Annotated in this window: 24 protein-coding genes and 1 pseudogene; 11 read left to right on the plus strand and 14 right to left on the minus strand. The window is 42.8% G+C overall.

What is annotated here, in order from left to right:
- Positions 1–40 precede the first annotated feature (40 nt).
- The gene (locus F895_RS02090) at positions 41–772 is read left to right on the plus strand and encodes a phosphoadenylyl-sulfate reductase (RefSeq protein WP_005243966.1); all 732 of its coding nucleotides are present in this window, start codon (positions 41–43) and stop codon (positions 770–772) included.
- Between the two features lie 186 nt (positions 773–958).
- The gene (locus F895_RS02085) at positions 959–2,341 is read left to right on the plus strand and encodes a WS/DGAT/MGAT family O-acyltransferase (RefSeq protein WP_005243968.1); all 1,383 of its coding nucleotides are present in this window, start codon (positions 959–961) and stop codon (positions 2,339–2,341) included.
- A gap of 37 nt (positions 2,342–2,378) precedes the next feature.
- Here the strand turns inward: F895_RS02085 and F895_RS19985 are convergent, their stop codons facing one another.
- From F895_RS19985 to F895_RS02060, 6 genes are all read right to left on the minus strand, one after another.
- Positions 2,379–2,552, minus strand: a complete 174-nt coding sequence (locus F895_RS19985; protein ID WP_005243969.1) for a PA1571 family protein — start codon at positions 2,550–2,552, stop codon at positions 2,379–2,381.
- Positions 2,553–2,686: 134 nt separating this feature from the next.
- The gene (rng, locus tag F895_RS02080) at positions 2,687–4,141 is read right to left on the minus strand and encodes a ribonuclease G (protein WP_005243977.1); all 1,455 of its coding nucleotides are present in this window, start codon (positions 4,139–4,141) and stop codon (positions 2,687–2,689) included.
- Between the two features lie 42 nt (positions 4,142–4,183).
- Complete coding sequence (locus tag F895_RS02075; RefSeq protein ID WP_005243979.1) at positions 4,184–4,750, minus strand: Maf-like protein; 567 nt, start codon at positions 4,748–4,750, stop codon at positions 4,184–4,186.
- Positions 4,738–5,229 carry a rod shape-determining protein MreD gene (mreD, locus tag F895_RS02070; RefSeq protein WP_005243982.1) on the minus strand — a complete coding sequence of 164 codons (492 nt, stop codon included), beginning with the start codon at positions 5,227–5,229 and terminating at the stop codon, positions 4,738–4,740. Before mreD ends, F895_RS02075 begins: the two co-directional genes overlap by 13 nt.
- Entirely contained in the window at positions 5,216–6,073 is an 858-nt protein-coding gene (gene mreC / locus F895_RS02065) for a rod shape-determining protein MreC (RefSeq protein WP_005243984.1), read from the minus strand. Before mreC ends, mreD begins: the two co-directional genes overlap by 14 nt.
- A gap of 17 nt (positions 6,074–6,090) precedes the next feature.
- Positions 6,091–7,131, minus strand: a complete 1,041-nt coding sequence (locus F895_RS02060; RefSeq protein ID WP_005226999.1) for a rod shape-determining protein — start codon at positions 7,129–7,131, stop codon at positions 6,091–6,093.
- A 133-nt stretch (positions 7,132–7,264) separates the two neighbouring features.
- Between F895_RS02060 and gatC the strand changes: the two genes are divergently transcribed.
- From gatC to gatB, 3 genes are read left to right on the plus strand one after another with little or no spacing between them, the layout of a single operon-like run.
- A complete protein-coding gene (gene gatC / locus F895_RS02055) occupies positions 7,265–7,582 on the plus strand; it encodes an Asp-tRNA(Asn)/Glu-tRNA(Gln) amidotransferase subunit GatC (protein ID WP_004652310.1) in 318 nt (105 codons plus the stop codon).
- A gap of 53 nt (positions 7,583–7,635) precedes the next feature.
- Positions 7,636–9,114, plus strand: coding sequence for an Asp-tRNA(Asn)/Glu-tRNA(Gln) amidotransferase subunit GatA (gene gatA / locus F895_RS02050; protein WP_005243988.1), 1,479 nt, complete (start codon positions 7,636–7,638; stop codon positions 9,112–9,114).
- On the plus strand, positions 9,114–10,583 hold the full coding sequence (gene gatB / locus F895_RS02045) for an Asp-tRNA(Asn)/Glu-tRNA(Gln) amidotransferase subunit GatB (RefSeq protein ID WP_005243990.1): 1,470 nt from the start codon (positions 9,114–9,116) through the stop codon (positions 10,581–10,583). Before gatA ends, gatB begins: the two co-directional genes overlap by 1 nt.
- A gap of 43 nt (positions 10,584–10,626) precedes the next feature.
- On the opposite strand, the gene F895_RS02040 is transcribed toward gatB, so the two are convergent.
- Positions 10,627–11,247 (minus strand): TetR/AcrR family transcriptional regulator, encoded by a 621-nt coding sequence (locus F895_RS02040; protein WP_005243992.1) that lies wholly within the window; start codon positions 11,245–11,247, stop codon positions 10,627–10,629.
- Positions 11,248–11,358: 111 nt separating this feature from the next.
- On the opposite strand from F895_RS02040, the gene F895_RS02035 reads away from it, so the two are divergent.
- The 3 genes and pseudogenes from F895_RS02035 to F895_RS02030 all read left to right on the plus strand — a co-directional run bounded on the left by F895_RS02035 (position 11,359) and on the right by F895_RS02030 (position 12,907).
- The gene (locus F895_RS02035) at positions 11,359–12,225 is read left to right on the plus strand and encodes a metal-dependent hydrolase (protein WP_005243993.1); all 867 of its coding nucleotides are present in this window, start codon (positions 11,359–11,361) and stop codon (positions 12,223–12,225) included.
- A 16-nt stretch (positions 12,226–12,241) separates the two neighbouring features.
- Positions 12,242–12,329, plus strand: a pseudogene (locus F895_RS20495) (hypothetical protein); the annotation flags it as partial.
- A 98-nt stretch (positions 12,330–12,427) separates the two neighbouring features.
- On the plus strand, positions 12,428–12,907 hold the full coding sequence (locus F895_RS02030; RefSeq protein WP_005243996.1) for a hypothetical protein: 480 nt from the start codon (positions 12,428–12,430) through the stop codon (positions 12,905–12,907).
- Positions 12,908–13,021: 114 nt separating this feature from the next.
- On the opposite strand, the gene F895_RS02025 is transcribed toward F895_RS02030, so the two are convergent.
- From F895_RS02025 to F895_RS02015, 3 genes are all read right to left on the minus strand, one after another.
- Complete coding sequence (locus F895_RS02025; protein WP_005243997.1) at positions 13,022–13,543, minus strand: hypothetical protein; 522 nt, start codon at positions 13,541–13,543, stop codon at positions 13,022–13,024.
- Between the two features lie 136 nt (positions 13,544–13,679).
- The gene (locus F895_RS02020) at positions 13,680–14,450 is read right to left on the minus strand and encodes a hypothetical protein (protein ID WP_005243999.1); all 771 of its coding nucleotides are present in this window, start codon (positions 14,448–14,450) and stop codon (positions 13,680–13,682) included.
- A 34-nt stretch (positions 14,451–14,484) separates the two neighbouring features.
- Positions 14,485–15,552, minus strand: coding sequence for a DUF1176 domain-containing protein (locus F895_RS02015; protein ID WP_005244001.1), 1,068 nt, complete (start codon positions 15,550–15,552; stop codon positions 14,485–14,487).
- A gap of 130 nt (positions 15,553–15,682) precedes the next feature.
- Between F895_RS02015 and F895_RS02010 the strand changes: the two genes are divergently transcribed.
- Positions 15,683–16,432 carry a DUF4850 domain-containing protein gene (locus F895_RS02010; RefSeq protein WP_010589827.1) on the plus strand — a complete coding sequence of 250 codons (750 nt, stop codon included), beginning with the start codon at positions 15,683–15,685 and terminating at the stop codon, positions 16,430–16,432.
- A 13-nt stretch (positions 16,433–16,445) separates the two neighbouring features.
- Here the strand turns inward: F895_RS02010 and F895_RS02005 are convergent, their stop codons facing one another.
- Positions 16,446–17,345 carry a LysR family transcriptional regulator gene (locus tag F895_RS02005; RefSeq protein WP_005244004.1) on the minus strand — a complete coding sequence of 300 codons (900 nt, stop codon included), beginning with the start codon at positions 17,343–17,345 and terminating at the stop codon, positions 16,446–16,448.
- Between the two features lie 100 nt (positions 17,346–17,445).
- On the opposite strand from F895_RS02005, the gene F895_RS02000 reads away from it, so the two are divergent.
- Entirely contained in the window at positions 17,446–18,018 is a 573-nt protein-coding gene (locus F895_RS02000) for a chromate transporter (protein WP_005244006.1), read from the plus strand.
- On the plus strand, positions 18,015–18,530 hold the full coding sequence (locus F895_RS01995) for a chromate transporter (protein WP_005244007.1): 516 nt from the start codon (positions 18,015–18,017) through the stop codon (positions 18,528–18,530). Before F895_RS02000 ends, F895_RS01995 begins: the two co-directional genes overlap by 4 nt.
- A 49-nt stretch (positions 18,531–18,579) precedes the next feature.
- Here F895_RS01995 and F895_RS01990 read toward each other — a convergent pair whose 3' ends face one another.
- The 3 genes from F895_RS01990 to F895_RS01980 form a co-directional block, all read right to left on the minus strand.
- Positions 18,580–20,631 (minus strand): M13 family metallopeptidase, encoded by a 2,052-nt coding sequence (locus F895_RS01990; protein WP_005244009.1) that lies wholly within the window; start codon positions 20,629–20,631, stop codon positions 18,580–18,582.
- Positions 20,632–20,850: 219 nt separating this feature from the next.
- On the minus strand, positions 20,851–22,044 hold the full coding sequence (sbmA, locus tag F895_RS01985) for a peptide antibiotic transporter SbmA (protein ID WP_005244011.1): 1,194 nt from the start codon (positions 22,042–22,044) through the stop codon (positions 20,851–20,853).
- 227 nt (positions 22,045–22,271) lie between these two features.
- Complete coding sequence (locus F895_RS01980; protein ID WP_005244015.1) at positions 22,272–23,252, minus strand: patatin-like phospholipase family protein; 981 nt, start codon at positions 23,250–23,252, stop codon at positions 22,272–22,274.
- Positions 23,253–23,298 lie beyond the last annotated feature (46 nt).

A 23,298-nucleotide genomic window follows, 5' to 3' on the forward strand; every position in this document is an offset into this window, starting at 1 on the left:
TGATTTACAATTGTGCCCAAGCCTATCGCCAGGAACATCCATGACTGTTATTCCGACTATTGACCTTGTAGATGCGTTCGCTGCTGAATACGCAGATAAATCGCCACGAGAAATTTTAGAACTTGCATTAAGCCAGCAAGGTGAAATCGCAATTTCATTTTCTGGTGCAGAAGATGTTGTTCTAATTGATATTGCCTCGCGTCTAGGTAAGCCCTTCCGTGTGTTTAGTCTGGATACGGGACGTTTACATGCAGAGACTTACCAGTTCATTGAAACAGTTCGTAAGCATTATAAGATCGATATTGAAATTTGCTTCCCGGAGTCTACTGCTGTTCAGCAATTCGTCACTGAAAAAGGCCTGTTTAGCTTTTTTGAAGATGGACATCAGGAATGCTGTGGAATCCGTAAGGTACAACCTCTACGTAAGAAACTGGCAACCTTAGATGGCTGGATTACGGGCCAGCGCAAGGATCAAAGTCCGACCCGTAGCGAAGTGCCTGTGATTCAAGCGGATGTCGGTTTTTCTGGTGAGGGCAAGCAGTTGATTAAATATAATCCACTGGCGAACTGGAGCAGTGCTGATGTATGGAGTTATATCCGAATGATGGAAATTCCATATAACCCATTGCATGAACGTGGTTTTATTTCAATTGGTTGTGAGCCATGTACACGCGCGGTGTTGCCAAATCAACATGAACGCGAAGGTCGCTGGTGGTGGGAAGAGGCCACGCATAAAGAATGCGGCCTACATGCCGGCAACCTCAAAAAATAATCAATTAAAGATTTGGTATATTAAAACCACTGATTCGTCAGTGGTTTTATTTTCGCTGACTCGGTTGTCTAAAGTCATATTTTAACCAGAACAAACAGTATATACTGCGCAGAACGGTTCCAATAATTCTAATAAGAGCTCCAAGAGAGTATCTTAGAAAAAATGCGATGAGAGGCTAGATCTGCTATGCGCCCACTACACCCCATTGATTTTATCTTTCTCTCGCTAGAGAAAAGACAACAACCTATGCATGTAGGTGGGTTGTTTTTGTTTGAGCTTCCAGAGAATGCGTCACCCACATTTGTTCATGATCTCGTCAATGAAATTCGACAATCTAAGAGCATTCCCGTTCCCCCATTCAACAACCAACTGAATGGTTTATTCTGGGGTGAGGACAGCGAATTTGATCTCGACCATCATTTCCGTCATATTGCCTTACCCAATCCGGGACGTATTCGTGAACTTCTGGTGTACATCTCGCAACAGCACAGTTCTTTAATTGATCGTGCCAAGCCACTTTGGACCTGTGACATTATTGAAGGCATTGAGGGCAATCGCTTCGCCATGTATTTCAAAATCCATCATGCCATGGTCGATGGCGTAGCCGGTATGCGTCTGATTGAAAAATCACTTTCGCAAGACCCGAATGAAAAACATGTGGTGCCACTCTGGTGTGTAGAAGGAAAACGCACCAAACGTCTTAAAGCCCCGAAACCACCAACGGTCAGTAAAATTAAAGGTGTGATGGAAGGGATCAAATCGCAACTGGAAGTTGCGCCGAAAGTTATGCAAGAACTTTCCCAGACTATTTTTAAAGAAATGGGCAAAAATCCAGATTATGTCTCGACCTTTCAGGCCCCCCCTTCAATATTAAATCAACGTGTAAGCTCTTCACGTCGCTTTGCAGCACAATCTTTTGAGCTCGAACGTTTCCGCCGTATTGCCAAATCATTGGGCGTGACCTTGAACGATGTCATTTTAGCCGTATGCTCAGGTGCTTTACGGGAATATTTGCTCAGTCATAACAGTTTACCAAAGAAACCGCTCATTGCGATGGTACCTGCTTCAGTTCGTACTGATGATTCAGATGTCAGTAACCGTATCACCATGATTCTGGCCAATCTTGCCACGCATATTGAAGATCCGATTGAGCGTCTGGAAATTATTCGCCGTAGCGTACAAAACTCTAAACAGCGTTTTAGTCGTATGACCGCCAATGAAATCTTGAACTATAGTGCGGTTGTATATGGTCCCGCAGGTTTAAATATTGCGTCAGGTATGCTCCCGAAACGCCAAGCTTTCAATCTGGTCATTTCTAATGTACCTGGTCCACGCGAGCCTTTATATTGGAATGGTGCGAAGTTAGATGCGCTCTACCCTGCATCAATTGTAATGGATGGTCAGGCGCTCAATATCACCATGACAAGTTATTTGGATAAATTGGAAGTGGGTTTGATTGCGTGCCGTAATGCTTTGCCTAAGATGCAAAACTTACTCACTCACTTAGAAGATGAAATTCAACGCTTTGAACAAGCCATTCAGGATTTACCGCAGAAAGTGGCAAATTAATTGCCCAGAGAAAAATTAAGGGGCTTTCAATGGCCCCTTATTTTTTAATTGTGCGACAACGCTGCAACAGCTGGTGGCAAGCCAAACGAATCATTGCCGTGGTAATCTGAACTTCTTTACCTTGACTGTCTACCATATAACATGTGTTTACAGGATTACTGTCCAAAACATGCTTAAAACCGTGGTTCACTAAACTTTCACTCACATTCATGATCTATACCTCATATTATTTGCTAAGGCACCTAAAAGTACCTATGGCTCATTTTATGGTTCTAGTATTTAAAATTCGTGATAGAAAGTAAAATTTCAGTTGTAACAAGGCTTAAGCGAAATCTTGTTACAACTTTAAGTTAAAATGATATCGTATTGCTCTTGCGTATACAGATTTTCAACCTGGAATTTAATCACACGATTAATAAAATGTTCTAAATCCGCGACAGCTGGGGCTTCTGCTGTTAGTAAGCGGTCAATCACTGCTGGATGTGCAACGACAGTAAAGCCACCCTTGGAATCAAATGCACGGGCATAACGCAAGATCTCGCGAAATATCTCGTAACATACTGTCTCTGCTGTTTTCACATAACCGCGCCCCTGACAGGTTGGGCATGACTCACACAACAAATGTTCTAAAGATTCACGGGTACGCTTACGGGTCATTTCGACCAGACCCAACTCAGAAACCTGCGTAATTTTAGTTTTGGCGTGATCACGTTCCAGCATACGCTCAAACTGACGCATCACCTCTTCACGATGCTCGGCTTCTTGCATGTCAATAAAATCAATAATGATAATACCGCCCAAATTACGTAGACGAAGTTGCCTTGCAATTACCTGAGTGGCTTCCATATTGGTTTTAAATACGGTGTCTTCCAAACTGCGACCACCGACATAAGAACCAGTATTCACATCAATGGTGGTCATGGCCTCGGTCTGGTCAATCATCAGATAACCACCTGACTTCAGTGCCACGCGAGTTTGTAAGGCTTTTTGAATATCCTCTTCGACATTGTATAAATCGAATAACGGCTTTTCGCCCGGATAATGGATTAAACGGTTTTGAATGGTCGGCACAAACTCATTCACAAACTCGCTCAGCTTGGCATGAATCTCACGCGAGTCGACATAAATCTTCGCAGTTTCATCACTAGCCAAGTCACGCACAATCCGTTGCGGTAAAGGTAATTCTTCAAAAATCAGTTCAGCAGTTGCAGCTTCTTTTTGTTTACGCTGAATAAATTCCCACAGCTTGCTCAGATAGCACATGTCCTGCGCAATCGCAGCATCATCGACCCCTTCAGCAGCCGTACGCACTATCACACTGCCTGGTAAATTATGTTCAGCCTGAATGCCTTCAATAATGCCACGCAAACGATCACGTTCTTCTTCAGACTCGATCCGTTGTGACACACCAATATGGTTGCCATAAGGCATCAACACCAGATAACGAGAAGGAATGGAAAGATCGGTACTGAGACGTGCGCCTTTAGTGCCAAGCATGTCTTTCATGACTTGAACAGTCAGCATTTGACCAGGGTGTAACAGCTCAAAAACGTTGGGGGTTGGCTGCGAACGCGACCACACCATATCGTTAATATGCAAAAAAGCGGTTCGAGACAAACCGATATCCACAAAAGCAGCTTGCATCCCTGGAAGTACACGGACTACTTTGCCTTTGTAGATATTCCCTACTAAGCCACGTTTTACAGTTCGTTCAACAAATAGTTCATTGACCGTACCATTTTCAATCAAGGCCACACGACATTCCATCGGCGTGACGTTAATCAGCAACTCTTCTGCCATAACAAACTCAAAACTTTATAAAAATTCTTATACCCGAAAGTGTCAGCGTAGTGCTTTAACCCTTTCTAATAACTGTGCTGTCTCATGCAAAGGCAAACCAACCACATTACTATAGCTGCCACGGATTTGCGGAATATATTGCGCTGCAATTCCCTGTATTGCATACGCACCCGCTTTGCCTATCGGCTCGCCTGTTGCCCAATATTTTTCCATGTCTGCATGACTGAGTTGTTGTAACTCAACTTGCGTTGCCACCACGGTACTCAACATCTGAGTCGTGCTTGCCACACAAACACCAGAGTAGACATCGTGCCATTGCCCAGAAAGTGCAGACCAGATAGCAAAAGCATGCTGCTTCGACTCTGGTTTGCCAATAATCTGCCCAGCGAAACTTAAACTGGTATCTGCTGCAATCACGATGGCATCTGGATATTTATTTAAAACAATCTGTGCCTTATCTCGCGCCAAGCGCTCGACATAATGCGCAACTGTTTCCCCATCCCGCACCGTCTCATCGACATCTGGACGATAGGTATCGAAATCCAGTCCTAGTTGCTGTAACAGCTCCTGCCGACGAGGCGAGCTTGATGCGAGAATTATATGCGCCATTTATGTAAACAATAATAAACTAAAGGCCATACCAGCACACTGCTCACCAAGGGTTGCCAGTGTCGTGCAATCGAAAAGTGCGCGCCTGCGATGGTCTGGCTAATCCACAAAAATGTCAGATGTGCAACCACTGCAATCAGCGCAATTGCCCATGAATTGCCAAAAGTCAGAATACGGCGTTCCCGAATAAAATAACGTATTCCAAAAGTGATAATGACAAAACTCAGCGCATTTAAGCCAAATGGTGCGTCCAGCAACAGATCAGCAAAAAGTCCCATGCCAAATGCAAACCAGACCCCACACCACACGGGCTGATAGAGAATCCAGAACAGCATGATCATCAGCATGACACATGGACGCCATCCAGAGGCCTCATAGGCCATTGGATAGACCATGAGTACTGAACCCACCACAATAGACAGGATAATCATCCAGAGTGGATCTTTACGCTTCTCATAATTTAACTTAGCGATCGGCATAAGGTTGCTCCTGCGCTAAGGATTCAGAGAATAGCACCACCACATGATGACCACTGGCAAGTTGAGCTGCCGGCGTGACATCAATTTCAGCAAACTCACCCGACGTATGTCGACTGACTTTAGATACAGTACCCACTAAATAACCTGCTGGAAAATGTTCACCCAAACCGGAACTAAACACTTTGTCTCCAACCTGAATATTGGCACTGGTTGGTACATATTCCATTTTGAGTTGACCCAAATCACCTGTACCTGAAATGATTGCACGCATGCCTGTCCGTTCTAAACGTACTGACAACGAATGTTCTTTATCAGAAAGCAGCATGATACGCGCGCTATGAGGATAGACATTAATAATCTGTCCCATAATCCCTTTATCATCCAACACCGTCTGCCCGACTCTTAAATGATCGACGGAACCACGGTTAACGATAATAATATGGCGCAATGGGTCTGCATCCGTTCCAATCACTTCCGCAATTTGCATACGCCCATCAATAATCAATGGGGTATCCAAAAGCCCTCTTAAACGGTTATTTTCCGCAGAAAGTTCTGAAAGTTTTTGTAGACGGACTTGAGCTTGAAGAAGTTCTGCTTGCATCGCGGTATTTTCACGGCGCAATTGAGCTTCAGATTTGGTTTGTTGATTAAGCCATTCTCGCGACAGTACAGGATAGCTTGCCAGCGCATAAATCGGGTTATACGCGGCATACAAGACATCCCTTGCTGGCTGAATTACATAGGGCATGCGCCAATCAAAGAAAAGCACCACCAAACATGTAATGACCGCAATGACAAATGAGCGAAAAGATGGCGGTTGTCTTGAAAAAAGATTCGGTTGCACCGCCTAGTCCTTATGATTTAACCAACGAAAAGCATGTCATGGTTTGGATTGTCAAAGAACTCTAATACTTTACCACCACCACGAGTGACACAAGTTAAAGGATCATCTGCAACAATCACAGGTAAACCTGTTTCCTGAGCAAGCAATTTATCGAGGTTACGCAACAATGCACCGCCACCTGTCAACACGATACCACGCTCTGCAATATCCGAAGACAGCTCAGGTGGTGTTTGCTCAAGCGCAGATTTCACTGCACTCACGATGCTTTGTAAAGGATCGGCAATGGCTTGTGTGATTTCATCAGAAGTCACCGTAATCGCGCGAGGTACACCCTCAGCCAAGTTACGGCCACGAACTTCGATTTCGAGGGTTTTGCCGTCAGTCACAGCCATACCCACTTCTTTCTTGATCACTTCAGCTGTGGTTTCCCCGATCACACAACCGTGTGCTTTACGAACGTAGTTGATGATCTGTTCATCAAACACATCACCGCCGATGCGTAATGAGTCTGCGTAAACACAGCCTTGTAATGAAATGATCGCGATTTCAGTCGTTCCACCACCCACATCAACCACCATCGAACCACATGCTTGCTCAACTGGCATACCTGCGCCAATTGCTGCAGCCATCGGTTCTTCGATTAAGCGAACATCACGTGCACCTGCATTGAATACAGCCTCACGAATTGCACGACGCTCAACCAAGGTTGATTTACATGGTACACACACCACGACACGTGGTGCTGGTGGGAATAAACGCTTTTCATGCACTTTGCCAATAAACTGATTCAACATGGTCTCAGTCACTTCAAAGTCAGCAATCACACCGTCTTTCATAGGACGAATCGCTGAAATATTCGCTGGTGTACGACCTAACATTTGTTTAGCATCGAGACCTACAGCGGCAACAATTTTTTGTGAACCACTATGGCGAATTGCCACAACAGTTGGTTCATTTAATATAATGCCACGGCCTGGTGCATAAATAAGTGTATTTGCAGTACCTAAATCAATGGCTAAATCCGGCGAAAACAAGCCAATTAGTCGTTTTAGAATCACGGGGGCGTTCTCAATTAAACTTTGTGTGAATACAAGGTGGCAACTTTAACTAAATGTGATGATTTGAACAAGTCAATCGCTTATTATAACGCACGATATTTTGAAATTTTTTAATACTGAATTAGGTAAAGTTATGTCTACATCATCAGATGCTCAGCAGACAACAGACTTAAATGCGCAAACGGTATCGCAAATTGCACACCTTGCCCGTTTATCTCTCAATGACACGCAATCTGCTGAATATGCTCAAAGTTTAAATAAAATCCTTGGCATGATGGAAAGCTTGAAAGGCATTAATACCGATGATGTTGAGCCTTTAAAGAGCCCATTTGACAACCCGCAACCCCTACGCGCTGACGTTGTGACTGAAAGCAACCATCGTGATGAATATCAAGCGGTCGCGCCTGCTACAGAAGCAGGTTTGTACCTCGTACCTCGCGTAATTGAATAAGATTTATTCGATTAGTCAATATTTTATATTTAGAATGTAAAGAAATTTTTCATATGACAGATTTACATCGCTTATCAATCCGTGAACTCTCTGAAGGCTTAAAAACAGCCCAATTTTCATCACGCGAATTGACTGAACATTATTTGAAGCGTATTGCCCAAATTGACCCAAAAGTAAAAAGTTATGTAACAGTGACTACAGAACAGGCGCTTGCGGAAGCAAATGCGGCTGATGCTGCACTGAAAGCAGGCAATGCCCATGCGCTGGCAGGTATTCCGCTTGCGCACAAAGATATTTTTTGTACCCAAGGCATTAAAACCACTGCTGGTTCAAAAATGCTGGATAACTTCATTTCACCATACGATGCAACGGTGGTTGCAAAAGCGAAAGCTGCGGGTCTCGTGACTTTAGGTAAGGTGAACATGGACGAATTCGCCATGGGTTCAACCTCTGAAAACTCTTATGTCGGTGCAACCTCGAATCCTTGGGCACTGGATCATGTTCCGGGTGGTTCATCAGGTGGTTCTGCAGCAGCTGTGGCTGCTGATCTTGCGCCGATCGCAACAGGAACCGATACGGGTGGCTCCATTCGTCAACCTGCTTCATTCTGCGGCTTAACTGGCTTAAAACCGACCTATGGTCGTGTATCTCGCTTCGGTATGATTGCGTATGCATCATCACTGGATCAGGGCGGCCCAATGGCGCGTTCGGCAGAAGACTGTGCGTATTTGATGAATGTGATTGCAGGTCATGATGCCAAAGACTCGACTTCAATCAACAAAGAAGTGGACGATTACGTTGCTAACCTAAACGGCACAGCGGTGAAAGGCCTACGCATTGGTATTCCAAAACAATACTTCAATGTGGCAGGTTTAGACGCTGATGTGAAAGCACGCGTTGAAGAATCGTTGAAAAAGCTTGAAGACATGGGCGCGACCTTGGTTGAGATTGATCTCAACATGACTGAAGCCTATGTACCAACCTACTACTTGATCGCACCTGCGGAAGCCTCTTCGAACCTGTCACGTTTTGACGGCGTACGTTACGGCTACCGTTGTGAAAATCCGGTGGACTTGATGGACTTGTACAAACGTTCACGTTCAGAAGGTTTTGGTGCCGAAGTACAACGTCGTATCCTGATCGGGACTTATGCCCTTTCTGCGGGTTATTACGATGCTTACTATGTGAAAGCACAAAAAGTACGTCGCTTGATTCAGCAAGACTTCCTTAAAGCATTTGAAAATGTCGACGTGATTGCTGCACCATCTGCACCAACCACTGCTTACAAAATCGGTGCGAATCTCAGCCCGACTGAAATGTATTTAGGCGATATCTATACCCTTGCTGTGAACTTGGCAGGTCTACCTGCCATCAACGCACCTGTTGGTTTCGATAAAGACAGCTTGCCTGTGGGCTTACAGTTGATTGGTAACTACTGGTCAGAATCACAATTGTTGTCGATTGTGCATCAATATCAACAAAACACAGACTGGCATACCAAACGTGCGGCAATTGCTGAGGAGAATGCATAATGACTGAAGCTCAAAAGTTAAAGTTAATTGACGGTTGGGAAGTCGTTATCGGGATCGAGATCCACACGCAGTTGGCGACCAAGTCTAAAATTTTCTCTGGCTCATCAACTGAATTTGGTCAAGACCCAAATACACAAGCCAGCCTTGTTGATTTAGCCATGCCGGGCGTATTGCCTGTATTGAATGCAGAAGTGGTTGATCTTGCGATCCGCTTTGGTTTGGGGATTGATGCCTATATCGACCAAGCCTCGGTATTTGCGCGTAAGAACTATTTCTACCCAGATTCGCCAAAAGGCTACCAGATCAGCCAGATGGACAATCCAATTGTTGGCTTGGGTCATATCGACATCCAGCTTGAAGATGGCACTGTGAAGCGTATAGGCGTGACTCGTGCCCATCTTGAAGAAGATGCGGGTAAATCGATCCATGACCAGTTCGAAGGCATGTCGGGTATCGACTTAAACCGTGCGGGTACACCATTGCTTGAAATCGTATCTGAGCCAGATATGCGTTCAGTTGAAGAAGCGGTTGCCTATATCAAGTCGATTCACACCCTAGTGCGTTGGTTAGGTATTTCTGACGGTAACATGGCAGAAGGTTCGTTCCGTGCCGACTGTAACGTGTCATTGCGTCGTCCGGGTCAACCGTTCGGTACGCGTTGCGAGTTGAAAAACCTCAACTCATTCCGTTTCATTGAGCAAGCGATCAATGTTGAAATTGAACGCCAGATGGAAATCTTGGAATACGGCGGCGAGATTGATCAGGAAACCCGTTTGTTCGATCCGAACAAGATGGAAACCCGTTCAATGCGCTCAAAAGAAGAAGCGAACGACTATCGCTACTTCCCAGATCCTGATTTATTACCAGTGATCATTGCCGACGAGCAGATCGAAGCGGCACGTGCTGCCCTTCCAGAGCTGCCTAAAGCGCGCCGTGCACGCTTTATCGCTGACTTTGCTGTGACTGAGTACGATGCGCATGTATTGACGCTGTCACGCGAAATGGCGGACTTCTACGAAGCGGTTGTGGCTGCTGCGGGTGGTGCGAAGCAAGGTAAACTCTCTGCAAACTGGGTGATGGGTGAATTCTCAGGTGCTTTAAACAAAGCTGGCTTAGAATTGGCGGACTCTCCTGTTTCTGCTGAGCAGTTGGGCGGCATGATCGCGCGTATTGTCGACAATACCATCAACGGTAAAATCGCGAAGCAAGTGTTTGGCTTTATGTGGGAAGCAGAGGGTAAATCTGCGGATGACATCATTGCTGAGAAAGGCTTGAAACAAGAAACCGATACAGGTGCGATTGAAGCAATCATTAAAGAAGTGCTTGCAGCCAATGAAAAAATGGTTGAAGAGTACAAGTCTGGTAAAGAAAAAGCCTTTAATGGTCTTGTTGGTCAAGTTATGAAAGCGGCAAAAGGTAAAGCTAACCCAGCTCAAGTCAATGAATTAATGAAGAAATTGATTGGTTAAACTGATCTGATTTCAAAAGAAAACCCGCTTTAGAGCGGGTTTTTTATATTTTTAATTTATTACGTTCATCATCAATATATGACATCGTAATATCAATTAAGCAATCAATTAATTCTTCAAAAGTAAAACCCGTATTTTGAGATGAAAAGAAATTCATGGTCAGTGCAACACTGGAATTAATCAAAACATAAACCATCAATTTTAGATTTTTTATTCTGAGCACTTCAGGATGTTTAACTGCATATTCGATCGCTAAAGTATTGATTGCCTTCACTGCTTTTACATGGCTGGCTTCGGTACTATATTTGCTCGAAACACTAAGCCAATAGAAATATTTATTCTGATCTTTCGCTAAAAATTCACCAATGTGCAAAAAAATGGATCTGATCGCTTCTGGAATTTCCATTTCTTGAACCGTGGGGATGACTTCGTAAATCACTTTAGCCAGCTCAGCAATAAAATCTTGTTGCATCTCGACAAACAAGGCTTCTTTGTTTTTAAAATATTCATAAAAACTTCCAGAACCAACGCCTGCAATCTCACATATTTTCAGTACAGTTGTATGATCTAATCCATTATTTTTTACTGATATAAATCCTGCATCAACTATAGAACTATAAGTATTTTTTGATCGACTTTGCTTTGGTTTTCTTATGGTTACCATTATAAAAATCTCCTTATTAAATCCGTCTTTTTTCCGTACAAATTCATTGATAGATTCTATATACAAACTCAAGATTGTTCAAATTACCACCTACCTATAAGGGAAAAGAAAATGAATATAGCAGCACAATCTCTACAAAGAATCGTTCGTCGTAATGTGGTTATTCCTTTTGATAAGAACAAAAAGTTTTCTTTTTACTATGAAGATAACCTCGTTGTTACCTCATTATTTGTGGTTCTTTCAGCCATGTTTCCACCCGGTGAAATGTTTTTCATTGAGAGTGTAAGAAATGTCCGTGATCAAATTAAAGATGAAAAACTACTAGAAGACATCCGCAATTTTATTGCGCAAGAAGCCTTTCATAGTCGTGAACATCAGTCTCTCAATGAGCATCTTATCCAATCGGATTATCCTGAAGTTGTAGAGATAGAAGCTAAAACCAAAGCAAAACTAGATGAATTTCGTAAACTACCCAAATTTGAACAATTGGCTGCAACCGTGGTGATGGAACACTATACGGCAACCCTTGCACGATTATTATTAACTGATCCGTTAATTAAACAGAGAACGACGCAAGAAAGTAGAAACCTGTGGGAATGGCATGCACTAGAAGAGCTAGAACATAAATCTGTTGCATTTGATGTATTGGATGCCATAGGTGGTAATACAGCTAAAAACAGAAGGATGGCTCTAACTCGAGTTACTAAACTTCTTTCCCCAGTACTTTTTCATTACTGGATCAAAATATTAAAACGCAGTGATATTAAATTTTCTATTCGGGAGCTCAAAGACGGTGTATATCTGGGCTTTGGAGGAATCAATCGTATAGGAATTATCACAAAAGCAATGATTGAGATGTTGGATGTACGAGATAGAGATTTCAATCCCCTACACATGCAAACGGATCAACTCGAAGCAGAATATCGAGAAAAATTATTTGGTGAAAATGGCATTTTAAAAGCTGTACTTAAAAGCTAATTACTTTTGAGAAATAGAAAAAGCTTTTAACAATCTTATAGGTCAAATGATGAAAGCATCTAAGGGTAAAGCCCCCTACACAAATAAATGAATTGATCAGTTAAACTTATCTCATTGTAAAAAGAAAACCCACTTTAAAGCGGGTTTTTTAATTTTTATAGGATAAAATAGCTGCACAATAATTTTTTAAACTAAAACAGACATGATCATTCAACTTATGAAAAATAGATTACTTTTGAGTACCTGTTTACTTTTAATCAGCAATTCTAATTTTGCACAATCACCTCAAGTCCCTAAAGCTGATACTGATGCTATTTTCAAAGCGGCAGGTTTTACAAAAAGTAAAAAAGGCTGGAAAAGTGATTGTTCAGTCGGTGAAATTACCGCTTATGCCGATTTAAACGGTGATGGGCTGAAAGATGCAATCGTTTCAGATTACGGTACCATGTGTTATGGCAATACAGGCGTTGGTTACTATGTTGTAGCGCAACAGAAAAAGGGTCAATGGAAAACCATTTTAAAAGAAGCAGGTATGCCTGAGTTTTTAAAAACAAAAGGAACAGATGGCTGGCCTGATATTGAGAATGGTGGGCCAGGATTTTGTTTTGAAGTTTTACGTTGGAATGGTCAAGCCTACAAGGTTAATCGCTACGAATATCAAGGTAAGGCTTGTGAGTTATAACGAATAAAATATCAAATCAATAAGTTAAGAAAATTTAATTGAACTAATCTCATTTCAAAAGAAAACCCGCTTTAGAGCGGGTTTTTAAAATCAAATTCGGCAATATGAAACCCATCACTGCCCTCTTAACACACCCAACTTATTCCAGATATCAGGCGTTAAAAAAGTCGTCACTAATTTATTTAAATCAATATAACGCAAGGTGCCTTGCAACTGCTGTCTGACCGCTGGGTCTTTAACAATATCCTGACCTGCACTCTGACCTAACTGCTGAAAAGCCTGTCCAACTGCTTGAATTCCTTCAGCCTGAATCACGGCTTTGGTCTGTGTCGAACACTGCTCCACAATCACACGCTGTAACACCTGTGCCAGCTTCTGATCCAACTGGGTTTTCTGCTCAGGTGTCACATTACTGAAAGACTTTAAATCAGGATGCGCTGCCAAAGCAGTAAAGGTCCATTGCAAAACCGTGGTCTTATCCGCAGCGGTAGTCGCCTTCACCAAACAATCACTCAATTGATCGACCGTCGGCCCTGCCATCGCCACTTGGGTTGTGCCCAACACAGCCGCAGCCATCAACACAGAACAACTCAAATGAGAAAATTTACGGCGGGCAGAAGTATAAACACGAGACATAAGCACAGTTCCAAATTGCAATCTTTCCCTTTGTACCATGCTCTGACAAGATCATCTGTTATGACGCTGTAAATTGCGTAAGCCCACGCGCTCAAAGCTTTGACAAAATGTAAAAACCATGAAGATGGTAAATCACTCAACCTGCACCTTCATAATCCCACTCTGCTGGAATATTCGGTTGCTCAGGTGCTTTATTTAAATCGATATTCAGGTTATGACTGCCCTTAAATGATTTCTCTCCCGAATCTGACGCAGGTGACACATCCAGACTGTAGCGATAACGGAATTGCCAAAGCATCGGCTTAATCGGACGGATATCTAGGCTCAAACCATCTTCATCATGGCACTTGCCCTTAGAGTTTTCATAATCCTGTTCCGAGAAACAGGCCCGAATCATACGGCTAAAATTAAAAGGATAGTTTTCAATAAAGCGATGTGTCTGACCTGAATTCTGTAACTCATAGAAACTGGCACGTTCAACACTCGCACCGCCACCTGAATATGATTCTGTCAAAGTATCAATCAGCGCAACCGCATAACGGTTTTGATCCATTGGAAATAGTTTAGGGAAAATAAACTGTTTTGATCGCGCCATTTCCTCAGCAGGCGCTAATGGAATCTGCCATTGCGTCAATACTTTAAAGCCAGAATTCGAATGACTAAACTGGGCAATATTACCCTCAGACAATAACCATAAACTTTGATCAGGTGTTTTTAAACTCAGCCATTGTGGTTTCCTCTGACACAGCTCTTTCACTTGTTCACAGAGTTGCGTCTGTTCCGTTGCACTCAGTTGCCCCTTTTTAAATTCCAGAATTTGTAAGGGCGCAGCCAAAACAGATGCACTCAAACAGGTGGATGCGCCCAGCAAAATCATTGCACCTAAAATCATCTTATTTGTGAGCATGCTATCTCCTTAGGCTATTTTTATCTTCACGGTATTACTTAACCACGGCTTCAATCTGATCAAGATCCCAAATCCCACCTGCCGCAAGGCTTCGGCACATCCCTGTCCATCGGTCTTTGGTATGGATAAACTGCTGACCATCCCAGACCCATTCATCACTTGACCAACAATCCCCGAAGCCACGCCCTTTCTGAGCGCTACTGAGAATCCCTGCATGAAAATCAGTGGAATGCTCTGTCACAAAAGTGGCTTGATTTGCAAGTGACTCATCCAACACCCATGCGCCATAGCCTTCGTTATAAGCACCCTGCCAGCATAAAGTCGCTGCCAATACTTTTTTATTGGTCAATTTATACAGATCAATCGCTTGAGGTGCTGTTTGCTTGCCATTATAAGCCCCTCTACAAAATTCTTCTTTTTTAGGCAGTGGCTGATTCGCCATCAGATTTTGATAGAGTGCGGCATAGCGTTTATCACTTGGCCGTAAGGTCAAATAAGGTTTACTCGACGTTTTGATGTGTTTTACGATGAGTTTGGGTTGAGCCGCCAATACATTCGCTTCGTCAGCTTTACCCTTTTGGATCAAAGCGCCCACTGTACCGATACGCTTTTGAAAATCATCCATTTTTAGCAATACGGCAGCCATCCCTGTATCTGAGATTTGCCATTGCAGATTGATATTTTTAAAAACAATTTTGGTTGTTTTCTTGGGTTGTTGTAATAAGGCCTTCACTTGGTTTGCAGAAAGTTTTCCCATCACTGGAAAATCGGTGCCCTCCTCTAAAACCACCTGCCCCAAGTCCTTGCCATTGACATAGAAATGAATATTTTTAAGTTTTTCTGCTGGCATGGAAACTTCTTGAAAACGTGACAATGCAAATTCGACCTGTACAGGTTGCCGCGCACCAGCCTGACGGGTCAATAACAGCGAAGCGGGTTCATCATCACTATATACCTGATAATAACCTGCTGCTCGGCAAGTGCCTGTATTGCTACAGTAAATTTCCCAATCTTCATGATAAAATGCAAGACCTTTGATGTCTTGAGCAAAGGCAGTAGAACTCAGGGCAGCAAGGTAACAGGCTAAAAGCATTTTTTGCATCGGATTTTTTGCTCTTTCTGATTTATTTATTCTTCATTAAAAATATTCTAAATCTTTTAAATTAATCACGTTGTAGGTTCTTGTATTCAAGAATATGCTAATTTGAACTCACACCAAAATGCACACTAAAATGAAAACATTCATCACTATTTCCGCTGTTTTATTCACATTATCAACCACTTCAACTCATGCAGAAGTCAGTAGCTTTCAGCCTATTTTTCCTAAATTTTCAAACACTTCTCAAGAGCGAAAGGCCGAAAACCAAATTTATGCCTTGGGCGAAGTGTCCTTTGTCAACAATGTCCGTGTTCCCTTTTATGGGGTCACAGCTCTGAATCCTGCCGATGAAGGCTTATTAAAAGACTTTAAAAGCTGTACCGCAAAAAGCTGCCATTTTGACTTTAAGCTAGATACACATCAGGCCAAGCAACTCAAATTAGTGGCACTACCTGAAATTGGTGTCGTACTTGTACCTAAAGATTGGCACGATGTGGAGGCACATGCGGGCGCAAATGGTACGGGTTCGGCCTTGCTGCTGAGTCCAAATCAAAAACAGGCCATAGAATTATACGATTCATCCTTTTGTGTCGGTTGCGGTATGCCCAATGCCACGCTTTACTTTCCCAACCTGTTAAAAGAAAGTATTGAAAATGAATTTGGTGGCTATAAAGACCCAAAAAAATTGGTCACTGTGGTTCATCCCTCTAAAAATGTGGCTTTCTTTAGTTATCAGATTCCGAACTTCAACAATAAAACCCATGGTGTGGCGAAATACCATGACGAGGACACCTTTAATTTTAGAGAAATCACCGTCACTCTGGATCAATCACAACAGCACTTGCTTGGGCCAATTTTAAATTTTTATCACTTTAGCCACTAGTAACCTAAAACTTTCAAGTCGTTTGACTGGCTTTGAGTAGATTTAAAAAATGCTCCACCCGAACACTATTGCCTTTGGCACGACAAATCGCATAAATCGGGGCGATACACGGCTTTTTCGCTTCTAGCGCTTTATACACAATCTGTTTATTCCAGAAATCCTGAATCGATGCGGGGACAATTGATAATCCAATCCCCGCCGCAATCAGATTAAGGCTCGAAGTTAGACGTGGTGCTTCCTGCACAATATTCGGGTTAAACCCGGCCTGATAGCAATTTGCCAAAATATTATCAAACAGGTCCTGCCCCGCAATACGGCGATACAACACAAACTCATACGGCTCTAAATCGAGTAGGCGGATTGATCCCTCTTGCTCAACCAAAGGATGATTACTCGGTAAGGCCACAATCAAGGGCTCATCCAGTACATGAATGCTTTGAACTGCGGCATGAATCGGCGCGGGTTTGCGCAGAAAAACGATATCCAGTTTTTCATTGATCACTGCATCGGTTAAGGCGGTACTGCTGTCTTCTTCCAAATGAATGGCGACGGCAGGAAACTGTTCCCTGAATTGACGTAATAAGGCAGGCAAAAAAGGATGCAAACCTGCCGAGTTGGTAAAGCCAATATTGATCTGACCTTCCAAACCTTGGGCAATGTTTTTCACCCGTTTGGGAATCGACTGGGCATGCGCCAAAATGGTGATGGCTTCCTGATATAAAGCCTTACCCGCTTCAGTGACTTCCACACCACGAGGCAGACGTTTGAGCAAAGCGGTATCCAGCTCTTCTTCCAGACTTTTAATCAATCGGGTCAACGGTGGCTGTTGCATATGCAGTCTAACTGCGGCTTTGGAAATATTGCTTTCTTCTACCACAGCAACGAATGCATTGAGCTTATGAATATCAATCATACATACCTTAAAAGTATAGATAGCGGCAAAAATAGCATTTGTGAATATACCACAAATCTTCCATGCTATAGCTCACAAGGTTGAACAGAAAGGTAATCCAATGAAAGCCCAAGCCCTATCAATAGCGAGTGAACCACTAACGACTGCTCCTGATTGTAAGGCACTTTTTACGGGATTTATGAAATTGGGATTGATGGGTTTTGGTGGTGTTTTGCCACTGGCGCATCGCATTATCGTTGAAGAACATAAATGGATTGATGCTGGCAAATTTACCGACTTGCTGGGTATCTGCCAGTTATTACCGGGCGGCAACATCATCAATATGGCCGTTGCCATTGGAATGGAATTCCAAGGCGTGAAAGGTGCAATCAGTTCAGTGCTCGGTTTAATCTCCGCCCCAACAGCAATTGTGCTGATCATCTATCAGGTCTATGAGCATTTTCAGTATCTCCCTGCCGTTAAACACATGATTCAAGGTTTGGCAGCGGCTGCCGCAGGCTTGCTGTTTGCAACAGGATTTAAGATGCTCAAGCCAATTTTAAAAAGCTATCTGACTCTTTTTACAATTGGCCTGACTTTCGTGTTTATGATCTGGATCAAGCTGCCCTTAGCCCTGACTTTAGCAATTTTACTGGCCATTAATATGCTGGTTTTAGGAGTGAAAAAATCATGATTTTGCTGACACTTGCAATTGTATTCACTCAACTTTCGCTACTGGCTTTTGGTGGTGGTAATGCCATCCTGCCTGAAATGCAACACCAAGTGGTGACCGTGCATCAATGGATGAGCGCAGAACAGTTTAGTTCACTGTTTGCCATGGCACAGGCTGCCCCCGGCCCGAATATGATGATTGTGCCTTTGGTCGGCTGGCATGTGGCAGGGCCAGCCGGTTTGTTAGTCACTTCATTGGCGAAGTTTGGCCCATCTTCCATCATTACCATTTATGCGCTGAAATTCTGGGAACGCTTTAAAGCCAATCCATTACGGGCACGCTTTGAAAAAGCGCTGAAACCGATTACCGTGGGTTTGGTTCTGGTCAGTGCGTGGTTGATTGCCGATGCATCTGCACAAAACCTGCTTTTGGTCGTCATCGTGATTGTAACCGCGATTCTCGGCATGTTTAAAAAGATTCATCCCCTCTGGGTCATGGCCGCAGGCGCAGGACTTGGAATCGCCTTCCTTTAAAATGACAATAAAAAACCTGCTTGATACAGGTTTTTTATTGCATCTCGAACTACCAGATACTGACCCGTTTTTCAGGCGCTAAATACATCTTATCTCCCGCTTTGATCTTGAAAGCATCGTAGAACGGCGCTTGATTGACTAAAGCTCCGTTGGCACGCACTTTATCGGGTGCATGCGGATCAGTTTTTAAATACACTATCGCTTGCGCTTCACGGGTTTTGGCACGCCAGACTTGCGCCCAGCCCATATAGAAGCGCTGCTCACCGGTACGCCCCTCGATCATAGGCGCAGGCTTCCCTGCTAACGAAATTTGATACGCTTTATAAGCAATCGATAGACCTGAGTTATCGGCAATATTTTCACCCAAAGTCAGTTCACCGTTGACGTGATAGCCCGCAATGGGTTCATAGGCATTGTATTGGGCAATCAAGGCCTGTGTTTTGGCTTTAAATTTCTGATGATCTTGCTTGGTCCACCAGTTGCGCATATTACCCAACTCATCAAACTGGCTGCCTTGATCATCAAAACCATGACTGATTTCATGCCCGATCACACTGCCAATCCCACCATAATTCACTGCATCATCGGCATCGATATTAAAAAATGGCGGTTGCAGAATTGCAGCAGGAAAAACGATTTCATTTGATGACGGGTTGTAATAGGCATTCACGGTTTGCGGTGACATAAACCATTCGTCACGATCAACAGGCTTACCCAATTTATCCAGACTGTCTTGATGTTCAAACTCTCTGGCACGAATCACATTACCAATCAGGTCACCATCTTTGATCTCTAGCGCAGAATAATCACGCCATTTGTTTGGATAGCCGACTTTAATCGACAAACTGGCTAATTTCTTCTTGGCCTGTAATTTGGTTGCAGGACTCATCCAGTCCAGTTGGCTAATGCTTTGATCATAGGCTTGAATCAGATTCTGTACCAAGGCATCCATACGCTGTTTTTTATCCGCAGAAAAATGTTTTTCTACATAGATCTTGCCCAGACCATCACCCAGTACCCCATTCACAGTGTGCACACCACGCTTCCAGCGCACTTCCTGCTCGGCAACATCGCGTAAAGTCTTGCCATTGAAGGCAAAGCTTTCATCAACCAAGGCTTTGTTCAAGAATGGCGAAAAATTACTGATCAGGTTCCATTTAAAATACGCCTTCCATACATTGAGAGGTGTTTGATTGAGGACAGGATCAAGCGCTTTAAAATAGCTGATTTGATGCACTTGAATGGTCTGGATTTTGCCCTTGACCCCGACGGTACTGAGATAAGCATCCCAATCAAAGCTACGGCTTAACTTGTTTAAGTCTTTCAGTCGGTAAATATTGTAACGCTTAGATAAATCACGGTTCTGGACATTACTCCACTGAATCTTGGCCAAGTCGGTTTCAAGCTTCAAAATTTCTTTTGCGTGCTGTGCCGCTTGCTGATCGCCTGCCAGTTGTAGCATGCGTTCAATATGCTTGAGATATTTGGTACGTGTTTCCACAAACTTCTGGTCATCTTTTAAATAATAATCACGGTCAGGCAAACCGAGTCTGCGCTGTGCCAGTCCCGCAATCATCACATCAGAATGCTTCATGTCTTGATCAATACTGATATCAAACGGCGTTCTGACCCCGATGCGGGAGAAATGCCCCATTAACGTAGCAAGCTCTTTTTTATTTGCAATTGCATCGACTCGTGCCAACTCTGGCTTTAACGGTGTGATGCCCTGTGCTTCAATCTTTTTTTCATTCATGAAACTGGCATACAGGCTGGCAACTTTCTGCTCAACAGTCCCAGTTGTCCATTTTTGTGCGCTCAGTGCTTCAACAATAGTGTGCAATTGATTGGTCGATAACTCCTGCAACTCATTGAATACACCCCAGCGTGATTTATCAGCAGGAATCTCAGTATCTTTCAGCCATGTGCCATTCACATAGTTATAAAAGTCCTGATTGGCAGACACACTGTGATCAATATATTGCTGGTCAATACCTGAGATTTTTTGCGTTGTGGAAGATTGAATTGCGGGATCTGCGTATACATGTGCAGTAAAAGCCGTCAGTGCAAGCGCCAATGCACTTTTAAGCAATACAGGTTTCATGATTTATCCTATTTATTTAGGTTCTAAGTTATACAAAAGAAAAATGAGAGATCATTAATTTTATCAAGCGAATATAGTGAAGTAGTTTCATCAAATAAAGTGATTTTCGTTGCAATATATATTCACTTTTCACATAAAAACCACAAACTGGCTAAAATCGTTGGCAATAAAAAAGCCCTAGCATCAAGCTAAGGCTTTTCAATTTAAATAACTAAACCATTAATCCAAGGTCTTTTCAAACGCTTTAAGACGCTTATAGATGGATAATAGTTCAATAATTGTTGGCCATGATGTAATAAGGTATTGAAAGGACTTTCTCACTTGTTGGAATACATTCAGAATTTGCATCATGATTCCTAAAGTTACTGCACCTGCAGCAATTGAAGGCGCAAGTACAAAAATTCCATATAAATTATCTAGTTGTAGATACCAGATACGCACTAAATTAAAATACGTATAATGAAAGTACAATTTAAAATAATTCAAACGAACCTTACTAAAGAGCTCTTTTAAGGTTAAAGGATCTGCTCGAGTCGCATGATCTTCACCATAGACTAATTCTTTACGGTATGCAGCCTCAACTTTTTGATTATTAAACTCCAGACCTGGAAGCTTATATCCCACCAACATCAAAACAACTGTCCCGAAGATTGCCCAACCTAAAGCAGCAATCATTAAAGCATGGGGAATTTCTCCAACGACTGGTAAAACCTTTACATGAACTGAAAGTTGCAACAAGATTGGCAAAAAGGCAATCAGGGTCATTATTGCTTCAATAAAGCTTACTCCCAAACTTTCTGAAGTTTTTGCAAAACGCATGGTATCTTCTTGCACACGCTGTGAAGCACCTTCAATATGACGGAGTCTATCCCAAAATTGGGTATAGTATTCATTCATTGCTGTACGCCAGCGAAAAATATAATGGCTGACAAAAAATAGATTCAGGACAGCGATGGTGACATAGACCATCGCAATAAAAATGAAAGTCAGCATCTCAGTATAAAGCAGATTAAGTTCTCCACCTCCGCTTGATACCATTTTCTGAATTAAATTATAAAAGGGTTGATACCAAGCATTAATAACCACATCAACCTGAACACTGAACCAGATATTAAACAGGATAAATGCAGAACCCCAAATCGACCAACGCTGCCATTTATTGTCTGAGAAAATCCGCCAAAATCCAGCAAATAATGCTGTTGCTATAAAAAACCAGATATAAAACCAAAGAAATGAAGGTGCCCAGAAGCGACTGACATTAATTGATAGCTCAGCATCAGCATAGCCTTTAGGAAAACCTAGATATTCCCCCCAGCTATGCCCCCCTGTATACCAGAGCAACATATTGAGTGCTAACCAGACGATGACTGAAATAAAAAACGGACGCGGATTCGGAAAGAAAGACTTAAACATGGTGTTTAACAATCCTTGTTATGTAGCGATTCATTTGACTAGGTCATCCTATGGCCTAAAACTTAAAATGATCTGATAAAAAGTTTGATGATTTGTAGTTATTTACCTGTTTTTTCAACTTTTTGATAGCTTTTTGTAGATGATTTACAATTTGTTTTTATCGACAAGCGATTTTAGTAAATGGACTCAAACACTTAAGTCCATTATGGCAATCATGACAGAATAATTTAACGTGGTACGGAGGTACTCATTTTCAAGGCAATATCCTGCTGTTCATTTTGTGCTGGATAGCTTTTACTTTGAATCGCCCATTGAATTTCAGCTAACTTTTCATTGGCAGCATCAACACCTGCTTGCATGGTCATCTCACGGCCTTTGACATCAAAAATATGTGCTTTCTCACGCAAGTCAGGCTGAATCACGATATCCGCTTCTTTCAGTTCTTCTTCGGCCAGACGCCCTTGCATGATATTGATATTTTGATTGAATAGCCCCCAGACATTACTGGTTTCGGTATGAATCGGTTGTGCAAGGATATCCACAGCAATCACCACATCTGCCCCCAGCTCACGTGCAACATGCACAGGTACAGGACTGACCAAGCCACCATCGACATATTCAACATCATGAATTTTAGTTGGGATAAACATACTTGGAATGGATGCTGAAGCCCGCACAGCCTGTCCAGTATTGCCATAATTAAATACGGTTCGGGTGCCATCTTTTAATTCAGTTGCCACCACATACATTGGGATTTTCATTTTTTCTAATGGCAGGTTATGCACTTGCTCGTTGATATAGTCTTCTACTTTTTTACCATCAAAAAAGCCCTTGAGGCTCACATTGACTTCGCGAACGTCATTGGCTTTGAGTTTTAATGCAATATCACGCAACTCGGCAGCACTTTTGCCACTGGCATAGATCGATCCTACAATACTGCCCGCACTGGTACCCACAATAAAATCAGGGCGAATCCCTTGCCGCTCCAGAACCTCAATAACACCAATATGGGCATAGCCGCGCGCGCCGCCACTCCCCAGAACCAATGCAATCACGGGGCGTTTTTGCTGCTGTTTAATGGCAGTAAAGGGTTGGTTCACAGCTTGAGCTTGGGCATCCTCAATCACGGGTTTTAAATGTGATGTTGTTTGGCACCCTGCCAACACAGTCATGGAAAGACCCAACACCCATAATTTAAGCTGTTTCATAAGCCACAATTGCCATATCTACGATATCTACTGCTCAAATTTTAGC

This window comes from Acinetobacter sp. CIP 64.2, assembly GCF_000369645.1.
GTDB lineage: Bacteria > Pseudomonadota > Gammaproteobacteria > Pseudomonadales > Moraxellaceae > Acinetobacter.